Origin of the sequence: Croceicoccus marinus, assembly GCF_001661675.2 — a bacterium.
Lineage (GTDB): Bacteria > Pseudomonadota > Alphaproteobacteria > Sphingomonadales > Sphingomonadaceae > Croceicoccus > Croceicoccus marinus.
Map to the genome: position 1 here is coordinate 43,232 of NZ_CP019602.1, position 18,137 is coordinate 61,368.

Here is an 18,137-nt window from a genome sequence, read left to right on the forward strand (position 1 = left end):
TACCCTGGGGGGGTATATATCTGCACGGCAGGAGAAAACAAGACATGGCAGATTCGTCCATCCTTTCCCGCCGCGGGTTCATTGCCGGATCGGCGGCGCTTGCGTCCGCTGCATCGCTGCCCATGCCCATCTGGGCCACGGGCAGCATGGCAAGAGCCGGTGCGGGTGGGGCGTCGAAAGGTTTTGGCACGCTGGACGGCGACGACATTCGCCTGACGGTGGCGAACAGCCATTTCGCGGCGGGCGGCCGGTCCGGCCATGCGGTCACCGTCAACGGCACCGTCCCCGGCCCGCTGATCCGCCTGCGCCAGGGGCGCACCGTGCGGCTGCATGTCACCAACACGCTTGAGGAGGACACCTCGGTCCACTGGCACGGGCTGCTGGTGCCGTTCCAGTTCGATGGCGTGCCCGGCGTCAGCTTTCCGGGCATCCGCGCGGGCGAGACCTTCACCTACGAGATTCCGGTGCGCCAGGCGGGCACATACTGGTGGCACAGCCATTCCGGCCTTCAGGAGCAGCAGGGGCATTACGGCCCGCTGATCGTCGATCCGGCGGATGAGAGCGGCGCGCGCTACGACCGCGAGATCGTGCTGCTGCTGAGCGAGTTCACCCCGCTGCACCCGCATCAGGTGATGCGCAATCTGAAGGTGGCGGAAGGCTATTTCAACTTCAACAAGCAGACCGCGACCCAGGGCGACATGCCGGTGGCCGACCGTATCGACTGGGGCCGCATGCGGATGGATCCGCGCGATATCTCGGACGTGACGGGGTCGACCTATTCCTTCCTGGTCAATGGCCATGCGCCGATGGACGATCTGCAATTCCTGTTCACGCCGGGCGAGCGGATCAGGCTGCGCATCATCAACGGCAGCGCGATGACCTTCTTCAATTTCCGCATTCCCGGCGTGCCGCTGACGGTGATCCAGGCCGACGGTCAGGACGTGCGCGACGTGACCGTGGACGAGCTGCAGATCGGCGTCGCGGAAACATACGATTTGGTGATCGAACCGCGCGCCGGCGCCCACACCATCGTCGCCGAGGCGATGGACCGGTCGGGCATGGGCATCGCCACGCTGACCTCTACCCCGGGCGAGCGTGCGCTGGTACCGGCGCTGCGCGATCCTGTGACGCTGACCATGGACGACATGGGGATGGCCAGCATGGCGGGCGGCGCGCATGCCGGGATGGATCACTCGGCGCATGGCGGCTCGATGGATGGGGCCGGTATGGATGGAGACGCGATGGACGTTGCCGCGATGGATCATTCCATGCGCGACATGTCGCAGCTGCCGCCGTCGGCCAACGGGGTCGGGGTCGACATGGTCGCGCCCATGCCGGTCGACCGGATGGATTTTCCCGGCCTGGGCCTCGACAAGGTTTCGCACCGGGTGCTGCGCTATACCGACCTTGTCGCCAGGGCGCCGAACCCGGTGCGCGCGCCCGAACGCAGCCTCGAGATCCACCTGACCGGAAACATGGAGCGTTACATGTGGTCGTTCGACGGGCAGAAATTCTCTGCCGTCAGCGACGATCCGATCCGCTTCGGCTTCGACGAGAGGGTGCGCGTGACGCTGGTCAACAACACGATGATGGCGCACCCGATCCATCTGCATGGCCATTTCTTCGAACTGGTCAATGGGGCGGACGAGGCGCACCAGCCGCTGAAGCACACGCTGATCGTGCAGCCGGGCGGAAAGGCGACCTTCGACCTCACCGCCAACGAGCCGGGCGACTGGGCGTTTCACTGCCATCTGCTGTATCACATGCACGCCGGGATGATGCAGGTCGTCACCGTGCGCCCCTTCCCCGTGGCGGAGGGCGCGTGATGCGGACGCTGATACTGGCGGCAGCCGCCCTGGCATCCGCGCCCGCTGCGGCGCAGGACCATTCGGGCCACGCGCAGGACTCCGCCGAACCGCGGGAGCAGGACGCGCACGAGCAGGACGCGCAGGAGCAGGACGACGGCGCGGACCATGGCGCGATGGATCATGGGTCGATGGACCACGGTACCATGGATCACGGCGCTATGGGTCATGGCGCTATGGGGCAGGAAGCCATGCACCACGGCGCAATGGACCATAGCGGCATGGATCACGGCACCATGGACCCCGGCGCCATGGACCATAGCACCATGGATTACGGCGCAACGGATCACGGCGCAATGGATCACGGCGCCATGGACCACGGCACGATGGATCATTCCGGTCACGGCGCCATGGCGGACCAGCCGATAGACCATTCCGGCATGGATCATTCCATGATGGATCATTCGGCGATGGAGGGTGCGCCCGCGCTGCCCGCGTCGGGGCCTCCGCCCCGCGCGTTCGAGGGGCCGGCCCATGCCGCCGACGTCATCTATGGCAGCGATGCGATGCTGCCCGCGCGCGAACAGCTGGCAAGCGAGAACGGCGATTTCAGCGGCAGCATGCTGATGCTGGAACGGCTGGAGGCGCGCGTCGGCAAGGGCGAGGACGCCTATTTGTGGGACGCGCAGGGCTGGACCGGCGGCGACATCGACAAGCTGTGGATCAAGACCGAGGGCGAGGGCGCGTTCGGCGGCGCCGTCGAGGATGCCGAGGTGCAGGCCTTGTGGAGCCACGCGATCGGCCCCTGGTTCGACCTGCAGGCGGGCGTGCGATATGACATCGAGCCGGACAGCCGAGGCCACGCTGTGCTGGGCGTGCAGGGTCTGGCGCCCTATATGTTCGAGCTGGACGCCGCCGCATTCCTGTCGGACCGGGGCGACCTGACCGCGCGGGTAGAGGGGGAATACGACCAGCGCATCACCCAGCGCCTGATCCTGCAGCCGCGCGCGGAAATTTCCCTGGCGGCGCAGGACATTCCCGAGATCGGGGTCGGATCGGGCGTGTCGTCGGTCGAGGTCGGGCTGCGTCTGCGATATGAGATCAGGCGCGAATTCGCGCCCTATATCGGCGTCGGCTATTCGGCGAAGCTGGGGCAGACGGCGGATTACGCGCGCGAGGACGGCGAGGACAGCGATGCGCTGGCGGCGCTGATCGGTTTGCGCGCCTGGTTCTGAAACTCCGGGCCGGGAACCTGTTCGGCCCAGCACGTTAGATCAAGACAGGCACAGGAGAACGCACGATGGCCGAAGGCGGCACAGGGCACCACCAGCACGGCGGCAATCCCTATCCCAAGTTCATGGCGATGATCGGCACCTCGACGGTGGTGATGTTCGTCCTGATGTATCTCAACACCTATAACGTCGACCATGTGTTCTGGAGCGAGACGCGCTTCTGGATGGCCTTCGTGATGGGCGCGGCGATGATGGTCGTGATGTTGCTGTTCATGTGGGGCATGTACAAGAGCACGACGAAGAACATCATCATCCTGGGCGTGGCGGCTTTGGTCTTCGCGCTGGGCCTGTGGCTGGTGCGCAGCCAGTCGACCGTCACCGACACCGAATACATGAAGGCGATGATCCCGCATCATTCCATCGCCATCATGACCAGCGAGCGCGCGCATATCCGCGACCCGCGCGTGCGCGAACTGGCCAAGAACATCATCGTCGCCCAGCGGCGCGAGATCGCCGAGATGAAATATCTCATCGCCGACATCGAGGAGAACGGCGTGCGCGTGACCAGGCGCATGCCGCAGGAGGCAGCGCAATGAGATATGCCGCGATTTTCCTGCTGCCGCTGGCGCTGGCGGCCTGCAACGAGAATACGTCGCCCGGCGCCGACCGCGAGGCGCAGGTCGCTGCCGCGCCCGCACCGTCCGAGCGTGCATCCGCTGCCGAGGCGCTGGACGGCATCGCGACCGAGGCGATTTCGGTCGAGACGATGACCGATGCCGACATCGCCGCGCTGGGCGAGGCGGCAGGCGATTGCCGCATCGTGCTGACCGAGGTCGCGTTCCCCTCGCTGGCGTACGAGCCGGGTGAACGGGCGACGATCAAGCTGAACGGCAGACTGATCACCATGCCCGCGACCGGACCGCGTGCCTACTCCGAGGGAGGGCTGGAAGTCCTTCTCAGGCCGGTGGAGGGCGAGGGCGACGCCGGGCTGCCCCTGGAGGAGATGATCGTCATTCTCCCCGGAGCGGAGGACGAGCTCGGCTATCGCGGCTATCGTCAGTGCCTTGCCGAAGGAGGCGTGTGATGCGCTGGAATTCCTTCATCGCCGGTTTCGCGGCGGCGGTCGTGCTGGCGCTGGTCATCGCTCTGGGCGTGATCCTGAGCGGCGCTTATAATGTCGCCGCGACCGATCGCCACGACCCGATCGCCGCCTGGGCGTTCGAGACGACTTTCGAGAATTCCGTCTCGCGGCAGGCCAGCGCGATTGCCGCGCCCGAACTGACGCCCGCGATGGTCCAGGCCGGTGCGGGGGAATACAAGGCGATGTGCGCCCAATGCCACGGCGGCATCGGCAAGGAGCGTGCCGGATTTGCGCAAGGCATGATGCCAAGGCCGCCCGCGCTGGCTGCCTCGGCCGAGCATTTGAGCGCGTCCGAAGTGTTCTGGCTGGTCAAGCACGGCGTGAAGATGAGCGGCATGCCCGCATTCGGCCCCACCCACGATGACGAGGTGGTGTGGAACATCGCCGCCTTCGTCAAGGCGATGCCCGGCATGTCGGCGGATCGCTACGGTGCCTATGGAGCCGGGGGGGAAGGCGGGCATCACCACGCCCCGGGCGAGGGGCACAGCCACTAGGCGCGCAGGGAAGGCGGGCGCGGGCGGGCCGACGGGGTTCGTCTCGCCGTTTTCCCCGATATGGCCGTGGGCCGCACTCCCTGTGATCGGGCGCGATTTCGCCAACGATCGAGGGACAATGCCCATGAGGACGGATCGCTAGCTGCGCGCAGGACTGATCGCTAGCCGCGCGCAGGATTGATCGCTAGCCGCGCGCAAGGCTGGCGTTGTAGAAGGCGGGATCGCCGGTGATTTCCTCGCCCAGCCAGTCGGGGCGGTCGAAGTCGGCGGTTTCACCGTCCAGCTCGATCTCGGCGATGACCAGCCCGTCGCGGCGATCCTCGAACCGGTCGATTTCCCAGGTCAGTCCGCCGCCCGCAGGAACGCGGTAGCGGGTCTTTTCGATCGGCTGGCCGATGCAGCATGCGATCAGCGCCTCGGCGTCGCCTGCCGGAATGTCATATTCGAATTCGCCCCGCGACAGCGCCGCGCCGCCGGTCTTGATGGTCAGTGTGGCGGATGCGCCATCGACGATGCGGACGCGCACCTGCCGTTCGTCGTCGATCGCCAGATAGGCCTGCCTGATGTGCCTGCCCTTGTCCGCGTGCGCGCGCCAGCCATCGCCGGTGACGCGGAACTTGCGCTCGGTCTCGGTCCCCATGGGTCAGCCGTGCTTGCGCCAGACGGTCCACAGCGCTTCGAAATGCTCGCCCAGCACCTCGGGCTCCTGCGCCAGCATGCGGTCGAGGATCGGCCATGCCTGATCCTCCAGCCGTTCCTGCCGCGCGCGGGCAAGGCCGATGGCGACCTCGACATCGGCGCTGCTGCCAAACGCATCGGGCTGGCCGCCCAGGGTCTGCGCGAACACGTCGAGGTCGTGGTGATCGCCGAGGATGTCGGACAATTGCTTCGCCGCCGCCTGGCGGGTGGCCATCATGTCGGGCCACAGCTTTTCCAGCAGGCGGCAGTGATACCAGTGGTATTTCACGCGCTTGCGCAATTCGTGGAAATTCTCGCCATCCGGGCATTTGCGCGCGTTTTCGGATGCCTTCAGCGCGCGGCCATAGGTCTTTTCCAGCCCGCCCGCGACCGCGTCCCAGCCGTCCTCGTCCAGTTTCCAGCCCCTGGCCCGCTCCCGCGCGGCCTCCAGACGGGTGCGCGCTTCGGCAAGGTGGTCCTCGACGCCGCCATCCTCGATCCGCGCCTTGCGGTCCATGGTGAAGCGGCGGCGGATCGGGCCAAGCGACGATCGGTCGACCTGCCCGGCATAATCCTTCATCAGCAGGTCATAGGTATCCTGCATCACCTTGGCGTCGCGCGCGCCCGAGATCATGCCGGCAATCTCGCGGAACGCCGCATTCTCGTCCTTGTAGCCGCCGAAGGCCGGGCGAACGAGGCGGATCAGCCCGCGCAGTTTCTTGCAGCGCTTGCGCACGTCGTGCACCGCCCCGGCCCGGTCGGTCCCCTCGATCGAGGCGAGCGCCTTGCCGATCTGTTCGTCCGCGATCCGCCGCACGGCATCGCCGACGGAGCTGTCCTTGTGTTTCAAACGGTAAGCCATCGCGCGACGCTACGCCGTAAGGCCGGGTCTTGCCAAGCGCCGTGACCGCGCGGTCACCGCGCCGCCATATTGTCGATCAGCCGCGTCCCACCGATCCGCGCCGCCACGAACAGGCGGGCATTGCCGTTCGCCGCGTCCAGCAGCTCGATGCTGTCCGCATCGCGCAATTCGGCATAGTCGACGCTGTCGAAACCGGCGGCTATGATCGCGGCCCGCAGATCCGCCATCACGGCGGCGGCATCGCCGCTCCCTAGCCGCGCGATGGCTTCGCGCATGGCGATGTTGAGCCGGCCCGCCGCCTGCCGCTGCCCGGTGGAAAGATAGGCGTTGCGCGAGCTCATCGCCAGACCGTCCTCCTCGCGCACGATGGGGACGCCGACGATGTCGTCGACATGCGGCTGCGTCAGATCGAGATCGCGGGCCATGCGGCGGATCACCGCCAGTTGCTGCCAGTCCTTTTCCCCGAACAGCGCGATATCGGGGCGGACCTGGTTGAACAGCTTGCACACCACGGTCGCCACCCCGTCGAAATGGCCGGGCCGGTCCGCGCCGCACAGGCCCGCGCTGACGCCCGAGACGCCGATATTGGTCGCATAGCCTTCGGGGTACATCGCGCCGACATCGGGCGCCCACAGCAGGTCCACGTCCTCGGCCTCCAGCAGGGCTCTGTCGCGTTCCATCTGGCGGGGATAGGCGTCCAGATCCTCGTTCGGGCCGAACTGGCGGGGGTTCACGAAGATCGACACGGCGACCAGCCCAGCCAGTTCGCGGGCGCGGCGCACCAGCGTCAGATGCCCCTCATGCAGCGCGCCCATCGTGGGCACCAGCGCGAGCCTCGTGCCTCCTGCAGCCTGTCCGCGAAGGGCGTCCACTGTCTGCCGTAGTGGATTCAGCGCGCGAACGGTTTGCATGTTGGGAGTCCCACTTGGTAGTCTATGGCGATGTCGGCGCGGGTGTAACGCGCAATCCGGCAGCGTAAAGCCATTTGGCGCAAGCGAGTTGACCGATTTATGAGCCAGCCACACCGCATCGTCTTCGCCAATGAAAAGGGCGGAACGGGCAAATCGACAACCGCGGTCCATGTCGCCGTGGCGCTTGCCTATCAGGGGGCGAAGGTGGCGGCGCTCGACCTCGACCACCGGCAGCGCACCTTCTTCCGCTATTTCGAGAACCGGCTGGATACCGAGAAGCGGCGCGGCATCGAATTGCCCGGTGCGATGGTCGGCGTGTTCGGCGGACCCAGCATCGAGGTGCTGGAAGCGATGATCGACGAAGCGAGCGAGGGGATGGATTTCCTGATCTTCGACACCGCGGGCCGCGACGACAAATATGCGCGCCATGTCGCCACCACCGCCGACACCCTGGTCACGCCGCTGAACGACAGCTTCGTCGATTTCGACCTGTTCGGCCATGTCGATCCCGACACGTTCAAGGTCAAGAAGCTGTCCTTCTATGCCGAACTGATGTTCGAGGCGCGCAAGAAGCGCGGCCTTTCGGCGCATGGCAAGCGCGACATGGACTGGATCGTGGTCAGGAACCGCACCCAGCATATCGAGGCGCGCAACATGCGCCGCCTTGAATTCGCGCTGTCCGAACTGTCGAAGCGCGTCGGTTTCCGCACCGCGCCGGGGCTGTCCGAACGCGTCGTCTATCGCGAACTGTTCCCGGCAGGGCTGACCCTGCTGGACAAGGGGCACCTGGGCGACATGGGGACCAGCCACCTGGTCGCGCGGCAGGAACTGCGTTCGCTGGTCAAGGCGCTGAACCTGCCGCCTGTCGAGCGCCGCGACGAGGTGGGCGAAGCCGCGTGAAATTCCTGGTCCTCGCCATTCTGGCGCTGGTGGTGTTCCGCATGGTCTTCCACAAATGGCCGTGGGAGATGTGGCGCGCGTCGGAACAGGCGCAGCAGCTGGCGCAGGCGCGCGTGCTGCTGGGGGTCGACCGCAATGCCAGCCGCGAGGATATACTGGCGGCGCACCGCCGGCTGATCCGCACCGCCCATCCGGACAAGGGCGGATCGCCGGAAGAGGTGTTTCGCATCGACGCGGCGCGTGACATATTGCTGGAACAAACTGTCCCCACCAAGCGCTGATCGTGGGTTCACGCTGCCCGCGTCCTGCGGGCGGCGATCAGCATTTATCCAGCGTTGCGAAAGGCATCTTCATGTCCCATCAGTTCCATCCCACCGTCCTGCGCGAATACGACATCCGCGGCATCATCGGCGAAACGCTGGGGCCCGACGATGCCCGTGCGATCGGTCGCGGCTTTGCCACCCTGCTGAAGCGGGCGGGCGGCAACCGGGTGGCTGTCGGCTATGACGGCCGCGTATCCTCGCCCACGCTGGAACACGCGCTGGTCGAGGGGCTGAACGCCAGCGGCTGCGACGTGGTGCGGATCGGGCTGGGCCCGACGCCGATGCTGTATTTCGCCGAGGCGTCAGCCGAAGATGTCGATGGCGGTATCCAGATAACCGGCAGCCATAACCCCGCCAATTACAATGGCTTCAAGATGGTATTTCAGGGACGCCCGTTTTTCGGCGCGGACATCCTGAAGATCGGCGAGATGGCCGCCGCAGGCGACTGGGACGACGGCAGCGGCACGCATGAGAGCCGCGATGTCGAGGACGCCTATATCGACGCGCTGATGAAGCCGTTCGACGGGCTGTCGGCAGGCGAGATGGATAAGCTGTCCAGCCTGCGGATCGGCTGGGACGCGGGCAATGGCGCCGCCGGGCCCTGCCTTGGAAAGCTGGTCGCGCGGCTGCCGGGCGAGCATTTCACCCTGTTCACCGAAGTCGACGGTAATTTCCCCAATCATCACCCGGACCCCACCGAAGAGAAGAACCTTGCCGATCTGAAGACGCTGGTGGCCGAGAAGAATCTCGACTTCGGCGTGGCCTTCGACGGCGACGGCGACCGCATCGGTGCGATCGACGGCACGGGACGGGTTATCTGGGGTGACCAGTTGCTGATGATCTACGCCGAGGATCTGTTGAAATACCTACCCGGCGCGACGATCATCGCCGACGTGAAGGCCAGCCGCGCGCTGTACGACAGCGTCGCGAAGAACGGCGGCGAGCCGCTGATGTGGAAGACCGGCCATTCGTTGATCAAGTCGAAGATGAAGGAAACCGGCTCTCCGCTGGCGGGTGAGATGAGCGGGCACGTGTTCTTCGCCGACCAGTATTATGGCTATGACGACGCGCTGTACGGCGGCGTGCGACTGATCCTGGCCAGCGCGCGGCTGGGCAAGAGCGTGACCGATCTGCGGTCGGCCATGCCCGACATGATCAACACGCCCGAAATGCGCTTCCAGGTCGACGAGAGCCGCAAGTTCGCGGTGATCGACGAGGTGAAGGCGCGGCTGGCCGATTCGACCGACGACGTGAACGATACCGACGGCGTGCGCGTGACCAGCGACGATGGCTGGTGGCTGCTGCGTGCATCGAACACGCAGGACGTTCTGGTCGCGCGTGCCGAGAGCGATAGCGAGGCGGGGCTCGAGCGGCTGATGGGCCAGATCGACGACCAGCTCGCGGCATCGGGCCTGGAGCGCGGACCGCAGGCGGGCCACTGATCTTTCGGGATATTGCCGACTCGGGCCGCGAATCGCAATTCCGGTTCGAGTCGGCCCCCCGCGACCGCCCGCAATCGCTTTTCACGCATCTTGCGCCGTGCAATCGACCGATTTTTCATAACCGAATGGTAGCGCTAACTCGCTGTATTTTCGTGCTTACTGACATTCTTGCAAAAAGCGCAAAACGACTTCGTTTTTTCGCAGTTGCAATACGCCGTGCTGCGGTGCACAAAGATCGTGCCTTTCAGGCATCCTCTCCCAAAACTTCATGGCCCGGCGGGTTTTCCCTCCGGGCCTTTTTTTGTCCAGCACCCGCATGTCGATGCGGCGAAGAACCAAACGCCCTGCCATGGGTTGAAGTCTGAGCATGGCAGTTCCCCAAACGATAGAGCGCTGGTTCGACGGGCGCGGCTGGCGCGTCCGGCGGCACCAGGCCGAGATGCTGGACGCGGACGATGCGGGACGCCACGCGCTGCTGACCGCGGACACCGGCGCGGGCAAGACGCTGGCTGGCTTCCTGCCGACACTGGCGGCCTTCACGCCGGAGCGGCTGGGCGATCAGGCGCCGACCGAAGGGCTGCACACTCTTTACGTTTCTCCGCTGAAGGCACTGGCCACCGATGTCAGGCGCAATTTGCTGGTCCCGGTCGAGGAGATGGGGCTGCCGATCCGGATCGAAACCCGCAGCGGCGATACCCCCTCGGACCGCAAGAAGCGCCAGCGCAGCCGCCCGCCGCATATATTGCTGACGACGCCCGAATCGCTGTCGCTGCTGATCTCGTACCCTGAGGCTGCGGAGCTGTTCGCAGGGCTGAAGCGCGTGGTCATCGACGAGATGCACGCGTTCGCAACCGGCAAGCGCGGCGACCTGCTGATGCTCGCGCTTGCGCGGCTACAGGCGCTGGCCCCCGACATGTGGCGCAGCGGTCTGTCGGCCACCGTTGCCGATGTCGAGGCCTATCGCGGCTGGCTGGCGCCGTGGGGCGATCTGGACGCGGTTAGCCATGTCGTCGGCGAGCCGGGGGCGCCGCCCGACATTTCCATCCTGCTGCCTGACGGAGAGCGCGTGCCATGGGGCGGCCATGCGGCGACCTGGGCGATCCCGCAGATCTATGAGGAGATCCGGCGAAACCGCACCACGCTGGTCTTCACCAATACGCGTTTCCTGGCGGAATATATCTTTCAGAAGCTGTGGGACGTGAACGACGACACGCTGCCCATCGGCATTCATCACGGTTCGCTGTCGGTCGAGGCGCGGCGCAAGGTCGAGGGTGCGATGGCCCGCGGCGAACTGCGTGCGCTGGTGGCGACAGCCAGCCTGGACCTGGGCGTCGACTGGGGCGACATCGACTGCGTGATCCAGATGGGAGCGCCCAAGGGGTCGTCGCGCCTGCTGCAGCGGATCGGACGGGCCAATCACCGGCTCGACCAGCCCAGCCGCGCTCTGCTGGTGCCGGGCAACCGTTTCGAATTCCTGGAAGCGCAGGCCGCGCTGGACGCGGTCGAGGAGGGGGTGCGCGACGGTGAGGATTTCCGCCAGGGCGGGCTGGACGTTCTGGCGCAGCATGTGATGGCCTGCGCCTGCGCGGCGCCGTTTCAGGAGGACGCGCTGATGGCCGAGATCCGCTCGACGCTGGCCTATGCCTGGGTGGATGCAGGGGTCTGGCAACGCGTGCTGGGCTTCGTCGAGAACGGCGGCTATGCGCTGCGCGCCTATGACCGGTTCAAGCGCATCACCCGCGAGGAGGGCGGCTGGTGGCGGCTGACCCACCCGGAACACGCGGCGCGGCACCGGCTGAATGCAGGCATCATCCTGGACGGGGAAATGCTGACGGTGCGGTTTCGCAACGGGCGGTCGCTGGGCCGCGTGGAGGAGCGCTTTGCCGCCAGCCTTTCGCCGGGCGACACGTTCCAGTTCGCCGGCCTGGACCTTGAGGTCGAGGTGATCCGCGAGATCGAGCTGATCGTCCGTGCGGCCAAAAAGTCGGCTATGATCCCCAGCTATGGCGGCGCGCGCATGCCGCTGACGACGCATCTGGCGGACCGGGTACGAGGTTTATTGATCGATCGCGCGGGCTGGGCGCGCTTTCCTGACGACGTGCGCGAATGGCTGGAAGTGCAGGACTGGCGGAGCGAACTGCCCGGTCCCGGCGAACTGCTGGTCGAGAGTTTCCCGCACGCGACCCGCGAATATAGCGTGTTCTATACCTTCGAGGGGTGGAACGCGAACCAGTCGCTGGGCATGCTGGTGACGCGCCGGATGGAGGATCGCGGGCTAGGCCCGCTGGGCTTCGTGGCCAATGATTATTCGCTGGCGGTGTGGGGGCTGAAGCCGATCACCGATCCGGCCGCGATCCTGTCGCCCGACATCCTGGCGCATGAATTCACCGACTGGGTCACCAATTCACATCTACTGCGCCGCGCGTTTCGCGAGGTGGCGGTGATTGCCGGGCTGGTCGAACGCCAGCAGCCGGGCAAGCGTAAGACGGGCAAGCAGGTCACCTTCTCGACCGACCTGATCTATGACGTGCTGCGCAAGTACGAACCAGATCACGTCCTGATCGAGGCCGCCTGGCAGGATGCGCGCACGCGCATGACCGATGTCGGCCGCCTGGCCGGCGTGCTGGAGCGTGCGGAGCGGGAGACCGTGCATGTCCGGCTTGACCGTGTCAGTCCGTTGGCCGTGCCGGTGCTGGTGCCCATCGGACGCGAACGCATGCCCGCGGGGTCCGCCGATGACGAGATGCTGATCGAGGCAGAAAGCCTCATCTCGCTGGCTATGACGCCGGAATAGGCCCTGCGCATAAAAAAAGGGCGGACCCGAAGGCCCGCCCCAATTCCATCGCTTGATCGTCGATCAGGCCGTTGTCTGCGTCGGGTTCACACCCTGCGGACCCGATTCGAACATGCGATAACGCTCGTTACCGACGAAGCCGAACTTGGTCGCGCCCGAGTTCTTGATGATCTTCAGAACCTCGGCAGTGACTTCATAGGCGGTGAACTCGTCGGGCTCGAACTGAAGTTCGGGCTCGACCGGCAGCAGCAGCGATTCCTGAATCGTGCTGACCAGTTCGCCCTGCGTCACGGTTTCGCCGTTCCACAGGATCTCACCCTCGCGGGTGATGATCACCTTGTTCTTGATCGGATCGATGTTGACTTCGCTCGGCACGTTGCTGGGCGTCGGCAGATCGATGTTCACGGCGTGCGTGGCGACGGGGATCGACAGGATGAAGATGATGAGCATGCAGAGCATGACGTCGATAAGCGGCGTCGTGTTCATCTCCATCATCGGGGAGCCGTCGTCGCTGCCTCCTGACATTGCCATGGCTGGTCTCCTTTAAACTTGCGCGGCGCGATCAGGCGTCGGGATCGATCGGCGTCGAGATGAAGCCGACGGTCGGGTAGCCTGCTGCCTGGATCTGGTAGATCGCACCGGCCACACACTTCCACGGCGCGTTCTGGTCGGCGCGAATGTGCACCTGCGGGATCTTCTCCGGGTCTTCCGCGATCGCTTCCGGACCACCTTCGCGCTGGACGATGGCATCGAGCCGGTTGAACGAACGCTCCTGCAACTCGTCCGAGCTGACCGGAGTGTCATTGATATAGACGCGGCAGGCACCTTCGCGGCTTGCGCCGGAATAGCCGGCTTCACCCGGGCTGAGGCCGGCCACGTCGGTCGAGGTGATCGACAGCATCAGGTTTTCGACCTTGTCCTGCGATTCTTCCGATTCGATGATCGGCACCTTGAGCTGTTCGATCGACTGGATCGCGACCGGAACCGCGATCAGGAAGATGATCAGAAGCACCAGCATCACGTCCACGAGGGGCGTGGTGTTGATGTCCGACATCGGTTTCTCGGCGCCACCGCCGCCACTGGAAATCGCCATTATCTTACCCTATCTGGCCGTTTTCGGGCCCCTGGGGGCCAATCCGCGTCTTCCGGCACTTGCCGGTCGGCGGGAAAGCGGGGCGGCCCGAAGACCGCCCCAAAGGTCACTTACTTCTTGACTGCAGCGCTTGCGCCGGCAGCGGTCGTGGCCGGCTTGGCAGTTGCCGGAGCAGCGGTCACGGTCGGCTTGATGGTGCCGCGCGAGTTGATGTTCGCCAGAATGTCGGTCGAGAAGCCCGACAGCTGCTCGGCGATACGCTTGTTGCGAGCCTGCAGGTAGTTGTAGGCAAGCACGGCGGGAACGGCGACCAGCAGGCCGAGCGCGGTCATGATGAGCGCCTCACCCACGGGACCGGCGACCTTGTCGATCGATGCCGAACCGGCGATGCCGATGTTGATCAGTGCGCGGTAGATGCCGACCACGGTGCCGAACAGGCCGATGAACGGCGCGGTCGCGCCGACGGTGGCGAGGAACGGCAGGCCCGAAGCGAGGCGAGCGTTGATCGTCGCTTCCGAACGGGCGAGCGAGCCGTGCAGCCAGTCATGCGCTTCGAGGCTGTCGGTCATCTTGGCGTGCTGCTCTTCGGCGGCCAGGCCGTCGTCGACGATCTGGCGATAGGCCGAGTTCTTGCCCAGGCGGCCGGCGCCCTCACGCAGCGAGTTCGCACGCCAGAAGCCCGAGCGGACTTCCTTGCCCTGGCGCATGATCTTGTTCTGCTCGAACCACTTGGTGAACAGGATGTAGAACGAACCGAAGGACATGATGCCCAGGATGATGACGGTGGCGTAGGCGATGAAACCGCCCTGCTCGAGCGCTTCCTTGAAGCCGAACTTGTTGGCCGGCGCTTCCGAGGCAGCAGCGGCGAGGATTTCGATAATCATGCGGAAACTTCCTTCAATTACAGTGATTTGTTTTAAAAATCAGAGTTATGGGGCGGGCACTACACCCGCCGCTGCTTATCTTGGGATCTGGTAGCGGATCGTCTGCGACATCGTGCTCGAGATCTCGTCACCCGCGGCATTGAGTGCAGGATTGTAGCGGGCGTACCGCCGCATTCCTTCACACGCCGCCTCGTCGAGCGAGGACGAGCCGCTGGAGCTGGTCACCGAACAATCGGTTACCCGGCCATCCGCGCCAACCGTGATGCGCATGCCGACGGAGCCTTCCTCCTCGTTACGCAGCGCGCGGCTGGGATAGTTGTCCTGGATACGGGCAGCCCAGCTGCCGGCGTTCCGGGGGCTTGCACCACGCGCCTGCGAAGGAGCGGGAGGAGCCACTGGCGCCGGGGGAGCCGCAGGCGGGATCCGTACTGCCGGCGGAGACGGCGGCGGAATCGTCTGGACCGTCTTGATCTGCGGCGCAGGCCGCGTGATCTTCACGGCCGGAGGAGGCGCGACCGGCGGAGGCGGAGCCTGCGGCGGCGGCGGTTCGTCCGGCGGCGGCGGTGGAGGAGGCGGCGGTGGCGGCGGTTCCTCGATGTTGACCGCGGTCACTGTTTCCTTGACCTTCTCGATTGCCTCGTAAGCGAGGCCCGTGACCAAGGCATAGATGGCCGCGATATGCAGAAGGGCAACAATGATGATCGCAGCGATCTTGTTGCCGCTCATCTGTTGGTCAGCATATGCCATTCAAATAACCCACTCCATTAAAAGCACGCGCAAGCAGGCCTGCTAAAGCCTGCCCTCAACAAATGGATCGCGCATGGTGCCAAGCACCATATCCAACCCACGTTTCCTGCCCTGCCGGTAGAACCGGGCGCAAGCTGCCGGCCGAATTAACCCTTAAGGGCGTATCAACCGTTGAACCTGCGCAAGATTATTGCGGCCCGATCTATCGCCAAGCCGTTCGTTCCGGGGGTTTAACGCCGAACCGGGGGGTGCGCAAATGCTTTGTCGATTAAGGAGCGATTCACTACCAAGCTCGTTTGTATGGTTCGATGCGTCCTTCGCGCACGCGTTCATGCGCGCGATATTCTATATACATATTCCGTCCAAAGGGGGCCGTTCAGTTGCTTAATTCGAAACGTCCAGAACGCCGCGTCTTTTCCATGGTGGCTGCAGCCGCCGCCGGCATCTCGCTGGCCGTCGCCGCTCCGCTCGCGGCCCAGAACAGTGCCGGGGAAGCCGCCGGCGAATCGTCGATCACCTACGCCGACCTTGCCGATCTGACGCTTGATGCGCCCCTGGCGATCACGGCAGAGGTGCGCAGGACCAGCAGGATCGACCCTTCGCGCACCGGGCCAGTCCGCCCCGGCTGGGCGCGGATCTATGTCGAGGCAGAGACGAAGAGCCTGCTGGCCGGGAACACGCCGATTGGCGAAAAGCTGAAATATCTGGCGGACGTCAAGCTCACGTCCCGGGGCAAGGTGCCCAAGCTGAAGGGCGAGACCGTGGTGCTGTTCGCCCGGCCGGTTCCGGGCAGCAGCGACGAGATCCAGCTGATCGCGCCCGATGCGCAGGTCCCTGCCGCGAAGATCAACACCGTCTCGCTGCGCAGCCTGCTGGCCGAGAAGCTGTCGCCCGACGCAGCCCCCGTGGTGACCGGGGTGCGCGATGTGCTGCATACGCCGGGAAATCTTGCGGGCGAGGGGGAGACGCAGATCTTCCTGAAGACCAAGGATGGATCGCCCGCATCGATTGCGGTGGTGCGCGCGCCCGGCCAGCCGCCGGTGTGGGGGCTCTCCACCGGAGAGCTGGTGCAGATCGACGCCCGCCCGCCGCGCCCCGGCACGCTGGAATGGTACCGCCTCGCCTGTTCGCTGCCCGCGGCGCTTCCGGCAGAGGCACAGCTTGCCAGCGATCCGGCGCTGCGACAGCAGGCCGCGGCGGATTACCAGGTGGTGATCGAGCAACTGGGCCCGTGCGAGCGCAGGCGCGAATTCTGACGCGCGTTTCGGCAACGACCTGAGGGGCGCACAATTCGTACCCGGCAGAGGCGCTTTTTGTAACGCGCCTCTGGCCAAGTGCGAGCCAGTCGCCTAACCGCCACGCTCCTTTTTCGACCATCAATGTCCAGCATGGAGCCCAATCGCGTGTCCGATCAGTCCCGTTCGCAGCCCGCCCCCCTTCGCATCGCCCTTGCCGGTCTGGGCACCGTGGGCGCGGGCGTCATTCGGCTGATCGAGACCAATCGCGACCTGCTGGCGCGGCGCGCCGGGCGCGGGATCGAGATCGTGGCGGTGTCCGCGCGCGACCGGTCGAAGGATCGCGGCGTCGACATCTCGCGCTATGACTGGGAAGACGACATGGGCGCGATGGCGACGCGGCCCGATGTCGACGTGGTGGTCGAGCTGGTCGGCGGATCCGACGGCCCGGCGCTGACCCTGGCCCGCGGCGCCATCGCCAATGGCAAGAGCTTCGTCACCGCAAACAAGGCGATGATCGCGCATCACGGCCTGAGCCTGGCGCGCGAGGCGGAAGCCGCCGGCCACGCCCTGAAGTTCGAGGCGGCGGTCGCGGGCGGCATTCCCATCGTCAAGGGCCTGCGCGAAGGCGCGGCGGCCAATGCGATCGAGCGGGTCTATGGCATCCTCAACGGCACATCGAACTATATACTGTCGACCATGGAGGACACCGGCGCCGATTTCGCCGATGTGCTGGGCGAGGCGCAGGCGAAGGGCTATGCCGAGGCCGACCCTACCTTCGACATCGACGGCATCGATGCCGCGCACAAGCTGTCGATCCTGGCCAGCATCGCGTTCGGCACCGAGCTGGACTTCACCAGCGTGGGCGCGGACGGGATCCGCCGCATCCTGGCCGCCGATATCGCGCAGGCCAACTCGCTGGGCTATGTGATCCGCCTGCTGGGCATGGCGAATGTCGAAACGGGATCGGATGGCACGACCCGGCTGTTCCAGCGCGTCCATCCCTATCTGGTGCCCAAGAACCATCCGCTCGCCCATGTCGACGGGCCAACCAATGCCGTAGTGGCCGAGGGCAATTTCTCGGGCATGCTGCTGTTCCAGGGCGCGGGTGCGGGCGACGGGCCGACCGCCAGCGCAGTGGTCGCCGACATCATCGACATCGCGCGTTACTGGGACAGCGAGGGGGAGATCGATCCGCCTTTCTCGATCCCCGTCGCGGAGCTGGACAAGACCCTGCCCGCCGAGACCGGTCACCGCACGGGCAAGGCCTATCTGCGCTTCCTGGTCAAGGACCGCCCCGGCGTGCTGGCCGAGATCACCGCCGCGATGCGCGATGCGGGCGTCTCGATCGAGAGCCTGATCCAGATGGGCACCGAATATTCCGGCGGAGACGACGGATCGGTGCTGGTCTCGATGGTCACGCACGAAGGCGAGGAAGCCGCCGTCGATAAGGCGCTCGACTTGCTGGCGGGACTGGAAAGCATGACCGCCACGCCGCTGGTCATGCATATCCTGAAACAATGAACGGGCATGGGGGCGTGTAGCCCCTAAGCGGCAATCCCGATGCCCTCGGGGCCACGAACTCGACAAGGGGGT

At 65.6% G+C, this 18,137-nt stretch carries 19 protein-coding genes; 11 read left to right on the plus strand and 8 right to left on the minus strand.

The window, feature by feature from the left end; all coding sequences use genetic code 11:
- The first annotated feature begins 44 nt into the window (after positions 1 to 44).
- The 5 genes from A9D14_RS00250 to A9D14_RS00270 all read left to right on the plus strand — a co-directional run bounded on the left by A9D14_RS00250 (position 45) and on the right by A9D14_RS00270 (position 4,672).
- Positions 45 to 1,826 (plus strand): copper resistance system multicopper oxidase, encoded by a 1,782-nt coding sequence (locus A9D14_RS00250; RefSeq protein ID WP_066841962.1) that lies wholly within the window; start codon positions 45 to 47, stop codon positions 1,824 to 1,826.
- Positions 1,826 to 3,040 (plus strand): copper resistance protein B, encoded by a 1,215-nt coding sequence (locus A9D14_RS00255; protein WP_066841963.1) that lies wholly within the window; start codon positions 1,826 to 1,828, stop codon positions 3,038 to 3,040. The genes A9D14_RS00250 and A9D14_RS00255 overlap by 1 nt, the downstream gene beginning before the upstream one ends.
- Before the next feature lie 65 nt (positions 3,041 to 3,105).
- Positions 3,106 to 3,633: a DUF305 domain-containing protein gene (locus tag A9D14_RS00260; protein ID WP_415877340.1), complete on the plus strand. Its 528-nt coding sequence runs from the start codon at positions 3,106 to 3,108 to the stop codon at positions 3,631 to 3,633.
- Positions 3,630 to 4,121, plus strand: a complete 492-nt coding sequence (locus tag A9D14_RS00265; RefSeq protein ID WP_066841965.1) for a DUF6692 family protein — start codon at positions 3,630 to 3,632, stop codon at positions 4,119 to 4,121. The genes A9D14_RS00260 and A9D14_RS00265 overlap by 4 nt, the downstream gene beginning before the upstream one ends.
- Complete coding sequence (locus A9D14_RS00270; protein ID WP_066841967.1) at positions 4,121 to 4,672, plus strand: c-type cytochrome; 552 nt, start codon at positions 4,121 to 4,123, stop codon at positions 4,670 to 4,672. Before A9D14_RS00265 ends, A9D14_RS00270 begins: the two co-directional genes overlap by 1 nt.
- A gap of 184 nt (positions 4,673 to 4,856) precedes the next feature.
- Here the strand turns inward: A9D14_RS00270 and A9D14_RS00275 are convergent, their stop codons facing one another.
- From A9D14_RS00275 to panC, 3 genes are read right to left on the minus strand one after another with little or no spacing between them, the layout of a single operon-like run.
- The gene (locus tag A9D14_RS00275) at positions 4,857 to 5,312 is read right to left on the minus strand and encodes a CYTH domain-containing protein (protein ID WP_066841969.1); all 456 of its coding nucleotides are present in this window, start codon (positions 5,310 to 5,312) and stop codon (positions 4,857 to 4,859) included.
- Between the two features lie 3 nt (positions 5,313 to 5,315).
- A complete protein-coding gene (locus tag A9D14_RS00280) occupies positions 5,316 to 6,212 on the minus strand; it encodes a CHAD domain-containing protein (protein ID WP_066841971.1) in 897 nt (298 codons plus the stop codon).
- 53 nt (positions 6,213 to 6,265) lie between these two features.
- Positions 6,266 to 7,123 carry a pantoate--beta-alanine ligase gene (gene panC, locus A9D14_RS00285; protein ID WP_066841973.1) on the minus strand — a complete coding sequence of 286 codons (858 nt, stop codon included), beginning with the start codon at positions 7,121 to 7,123 and terminating at the stop codon, positions 6,266 to 6,268.
- Positions 7,124 to 7,222: 99 nt separating this feature from the next.
- Between panC and A9D14_RS00290 the strand changes: the two genes are divergently transcribed.
- The 3 genes from A9D14_RS00290 (at position 7,223) to pgmG (ending at position 9,788) form a co-directional block, all read left to right on the plus strand.
- On the plus strand, positions 7,223 to 8,023 hold the full coding sequence (locus A9D14_RS00290; RefSeq protein ID WP_066841975.1) for a division plane positioning ATPase MipZ: 801 nt from the start codon (positions 7,223 to 7,225) through the stop codon (positions 8,021 to 8,023).
- Entirely contained in the window at positions 8,020 to 8,304 is a 285-nt protein-coding gene (locus tag A9D14_RS00295; RefSeq protein ID WP_083987450.1) for a J domain-containing protein, read from the plus strand. Before A9D14_RS00290 ends, A9D14_RS00295 begins: the two co-directional genes overlap by 4 nt.
- A gap of 71 nt (positions 8,305 to 8,375) precedes the next feature.
- Complete coding sequence (gene pgmG, locus A9D14_RS00300) at positions 8,376 to 9,788, plus strand: phosphoglucomutase/phosphomannomutase PgmG (protein WP_066847787.1); 1,413 nt, start codon at positions 8,376 to 8,378, stop codon at positions 9,786 to 9,788.
- Positions 9,789 to 9,944: 156 nt separating this feature from the next.
- Here the strand turns inward: pgmG and A9D14_RS19230 are convergent, their stop codons facing one another.
- Positions 9,945 to 10,157: a hypothetical protein gene (locus tag A9D14_RS19230; RefSeq protein ID WP_157668083.1), complete on the minus strand. Its 213-nt coding sequence runs from the start codon at positions 10,155 to 10,157 to the stop codon at positions 9,945 to 9,947.
- Between A9D14_RS19230 and A9D14_RS00305 the strand changes: the two genes are divergently transcribed.
- On the plus strand, positions 10,156 to 12,582 hold the full coding sequence (locus tag A9D14_RS00305) for a ligase-associated DNA damage response DEXH box helicase (protein ID WP_066841982.1): 2,427 nt from the start codon (positions 10,156 to 10,158) through the stop codon (positions 12,580 to 12,582). The genes A9D14_RS19230 and A9D14_RS00305 overlap by 2 nt on opposite strands.
- Before the next feature lie 63 nt (positions 12,583 to 12,645).
- Here the strand turns inward: A9D14_RS00305 and A9D14_RS00310 are convergent, their stop codons facing one another.
- The 4 genes from A9D14_RS00310 to A9D14_RS00325 all read right to left on the minus strand — a co-directional run bounded on the left by A9D14_RS00310 (position 12,646) and on the right by A9D14_RS00325 (position 15,285).
- Positions 12,646 to 13,113 carry an ExbD/TolR family protein gene (locus A9D14_RS00310; RefSeq protein ID WP_066841986.1) on the minus strand — a complete coding sequence of 156 codons (468 nt, stop codon included), beginning with the start codon at positions 13,111 to 13,113 and terminating at the stop codon, positions 12,646 to 12,648.
- A 31-nt stretch (positions 13,114 to 13,144) separates the two neighbouring features.
- Positions 13,145 to 13,675: an ExbD/TolR family protein gene (locus A9D14_RS00315; RefSeq protein WP_083987452.1), complete on the minus strand. Its 531-nt coding sequence runs from the start codon at positions 13,673 to 13,675 to the stop codon at positions 13,145 to 13,147.
- Between the two features lie 110 nt (positions 13,676 to 13,785).
- Complete coding sequence (locus A9D14_RS00320) at positions 13,786 to 14,559, minus strand: MotA/TolQ/ExbB proton channel family protein (RefSeq protein ID WP_066841988.1); 774 nt, start codon at positions 14,557 to 14,559, stop codon at positions 13,786 to 13,788.
- A 75-nt stretch (positions 14,560 to 14,634) separates the two neighbouring features.
- On the minus strand, positions 14,635 to 15,285 hold the full coding sequence (locus A9D14_RS00325) for a TonB family protein (protein ID WP_232468646.1): 651 nt from the start codon (positions 15,283 to 15,285) through the stop codon (positions 14,635 to 14,637).
- Positions 15,286 to 15,725: 440 nt separating this feature from the next.
- Here A9D14_RS00325 and A9D14_RS00330 point away from each other — a divergent pair, with 440 nt between their 5' ends.
- Both A9D14_RS00330 and A9D14_RS00335 read left to right on the plus strand, forming a co-directional pair.
- A complete protein-coding gene (locus A9D14_RS00330; RefSeq protein ID WP_066841991.1) occupies positions 15,726 to 16,562 on the plus strand; it encodes a hypothetical protein in 837 nt (278 codons plus the stop codon).
- 147 nt (positions 16,563 to 16,709) lie between these two features.
- Positions 16,710 to 18,065 carry a homoserine dehydrogenase gene (locus A9D14_RS00335; protein WP_232468648.1) on the plus strand — a complete coding sequence of 452 codons (1,356 nt, stop codon included), beginning with the start codon at positions 16,710 to 16,712 and terminating at the stop codon, positions 18,063 to 18,065.
- The last annotated feature ends 72 nt before the right edge of the window (positions 18,066 to 18,137 follow it).

Coding starts and splice junctions, on each gene's coding strand:
- A9D14_RS00265 (WP_066841965.1), top strand. CDS start 3,630: ATGAGATATGCCGCGATTTTCCTGCTGCCGCTGGCGCTGGCGGCCTGC.
- A9D14_RS00275 (WP_066841969.1), bottom strand. CDS start 5,312: ATGGGGACCGAGACCGAGCGCAAGTTCCGCGTCACCGGCGATGGCTGG.
- A9D14_RS00270 (WP_066841967.1), top strand. CDS start 4,121: ATGCGCTGGAATTCCTTCATCGCCGGTTTCGCGGCGGCGGTCGTGCTG.
- A9D14_RS00250 (WP_066841962.1), top strand. CDS start 45: ATGGCAGATTCGTCCATCCTTTCCCGCCGCGGGTTCATTGCCGGATCG.
- A9D14_RS00305 (WP_066841982.1), top strand. CDS start 10,156: ATGGCAGTTCCCCAAACGATAGAGCGCTGGTTCGACGGGCGCGGCTGG.
- A9D14_RS19230 (WP_157668083.1), bottom strand. CDS start 10,157: ATGCTCAGACTTCAACCCATGGCAGGGCGTTTGGTTCTTCGCCGCATC.
- A9D14_RS00255 (WP_066841963.1), top strand. CDS start 1,826: ATGCGGACGCTGATACTGGCGGCAGCCGCCCTGGCATCCGCGCCCGCT.
- panC (WP_066841973.1), bottom strand. CDS start 7,123: ATGCAAACCGTTCGCGCGCTGAATCCACTACGGCAGACAGTGGACGCC.
- A9D14_RS00320 (WP_066841988.1), bottom strand. CDS start 14,559: ATGATTATCGAAATCCTCGCCGCTGCTGCCTCGGAAGCGCCGGCCAAC.
- A9D14_RS00290 (WP_066841975.1), top strand. CDS start 7,223: ATGAGCCAGCCACACCGCATCGTCTTCGCCAATGAAAAGGGCGGAACG.
- A9D14_RS00315 (WP_083987452.1), bottom strand. CDS start 13,675: ATGGCGATTTCCAGTGGCGGCGGTGGCGCCGAGAAACCGATGTCGGAC.
- A9D14_RS00325 (WP_232468646.1), bottom strand. CDS start 15,285: ATGAGCGGCAACAAGATCGCTGCGATCATCATTGTTGCCCTTCTGCAT.
- A9D14_RS00260 (WP_415877340.1), top strand. CDS start 3,106: ATGGCCGAAGGCGGCACAGGGCACCACCAGCACGGCGGCAATCCCTAT.
- A9D14_RS00310 (WP_066841986.1), bottom strand. CDS start 13,113: ATGGCAATGTCAGGAGGCAGCGACGACGGCTCCCCGATGATGGAGATG.
- A9D14_RS00280 (WP_066841971.1), bottom strand. CDS start 6,212: ATGGCTTACCGTTTGAAACACAAGGACAGCTCCGTCGGCGATGCCGTG.
- pgmG (WP_066847787.1), top strand. CDS start 8,376: ATGTCCCATCAGTTCCATCCCACCGTCCTGCGCGAATACGACATCCGC.
- A9D14_RS00330 (WP_066841991.1), top strand. CDS start 15,726: ATGGTGGCTGCAGCCGCCGCCGGCATCTCGCTGGCCGTCGCCGCTCCG.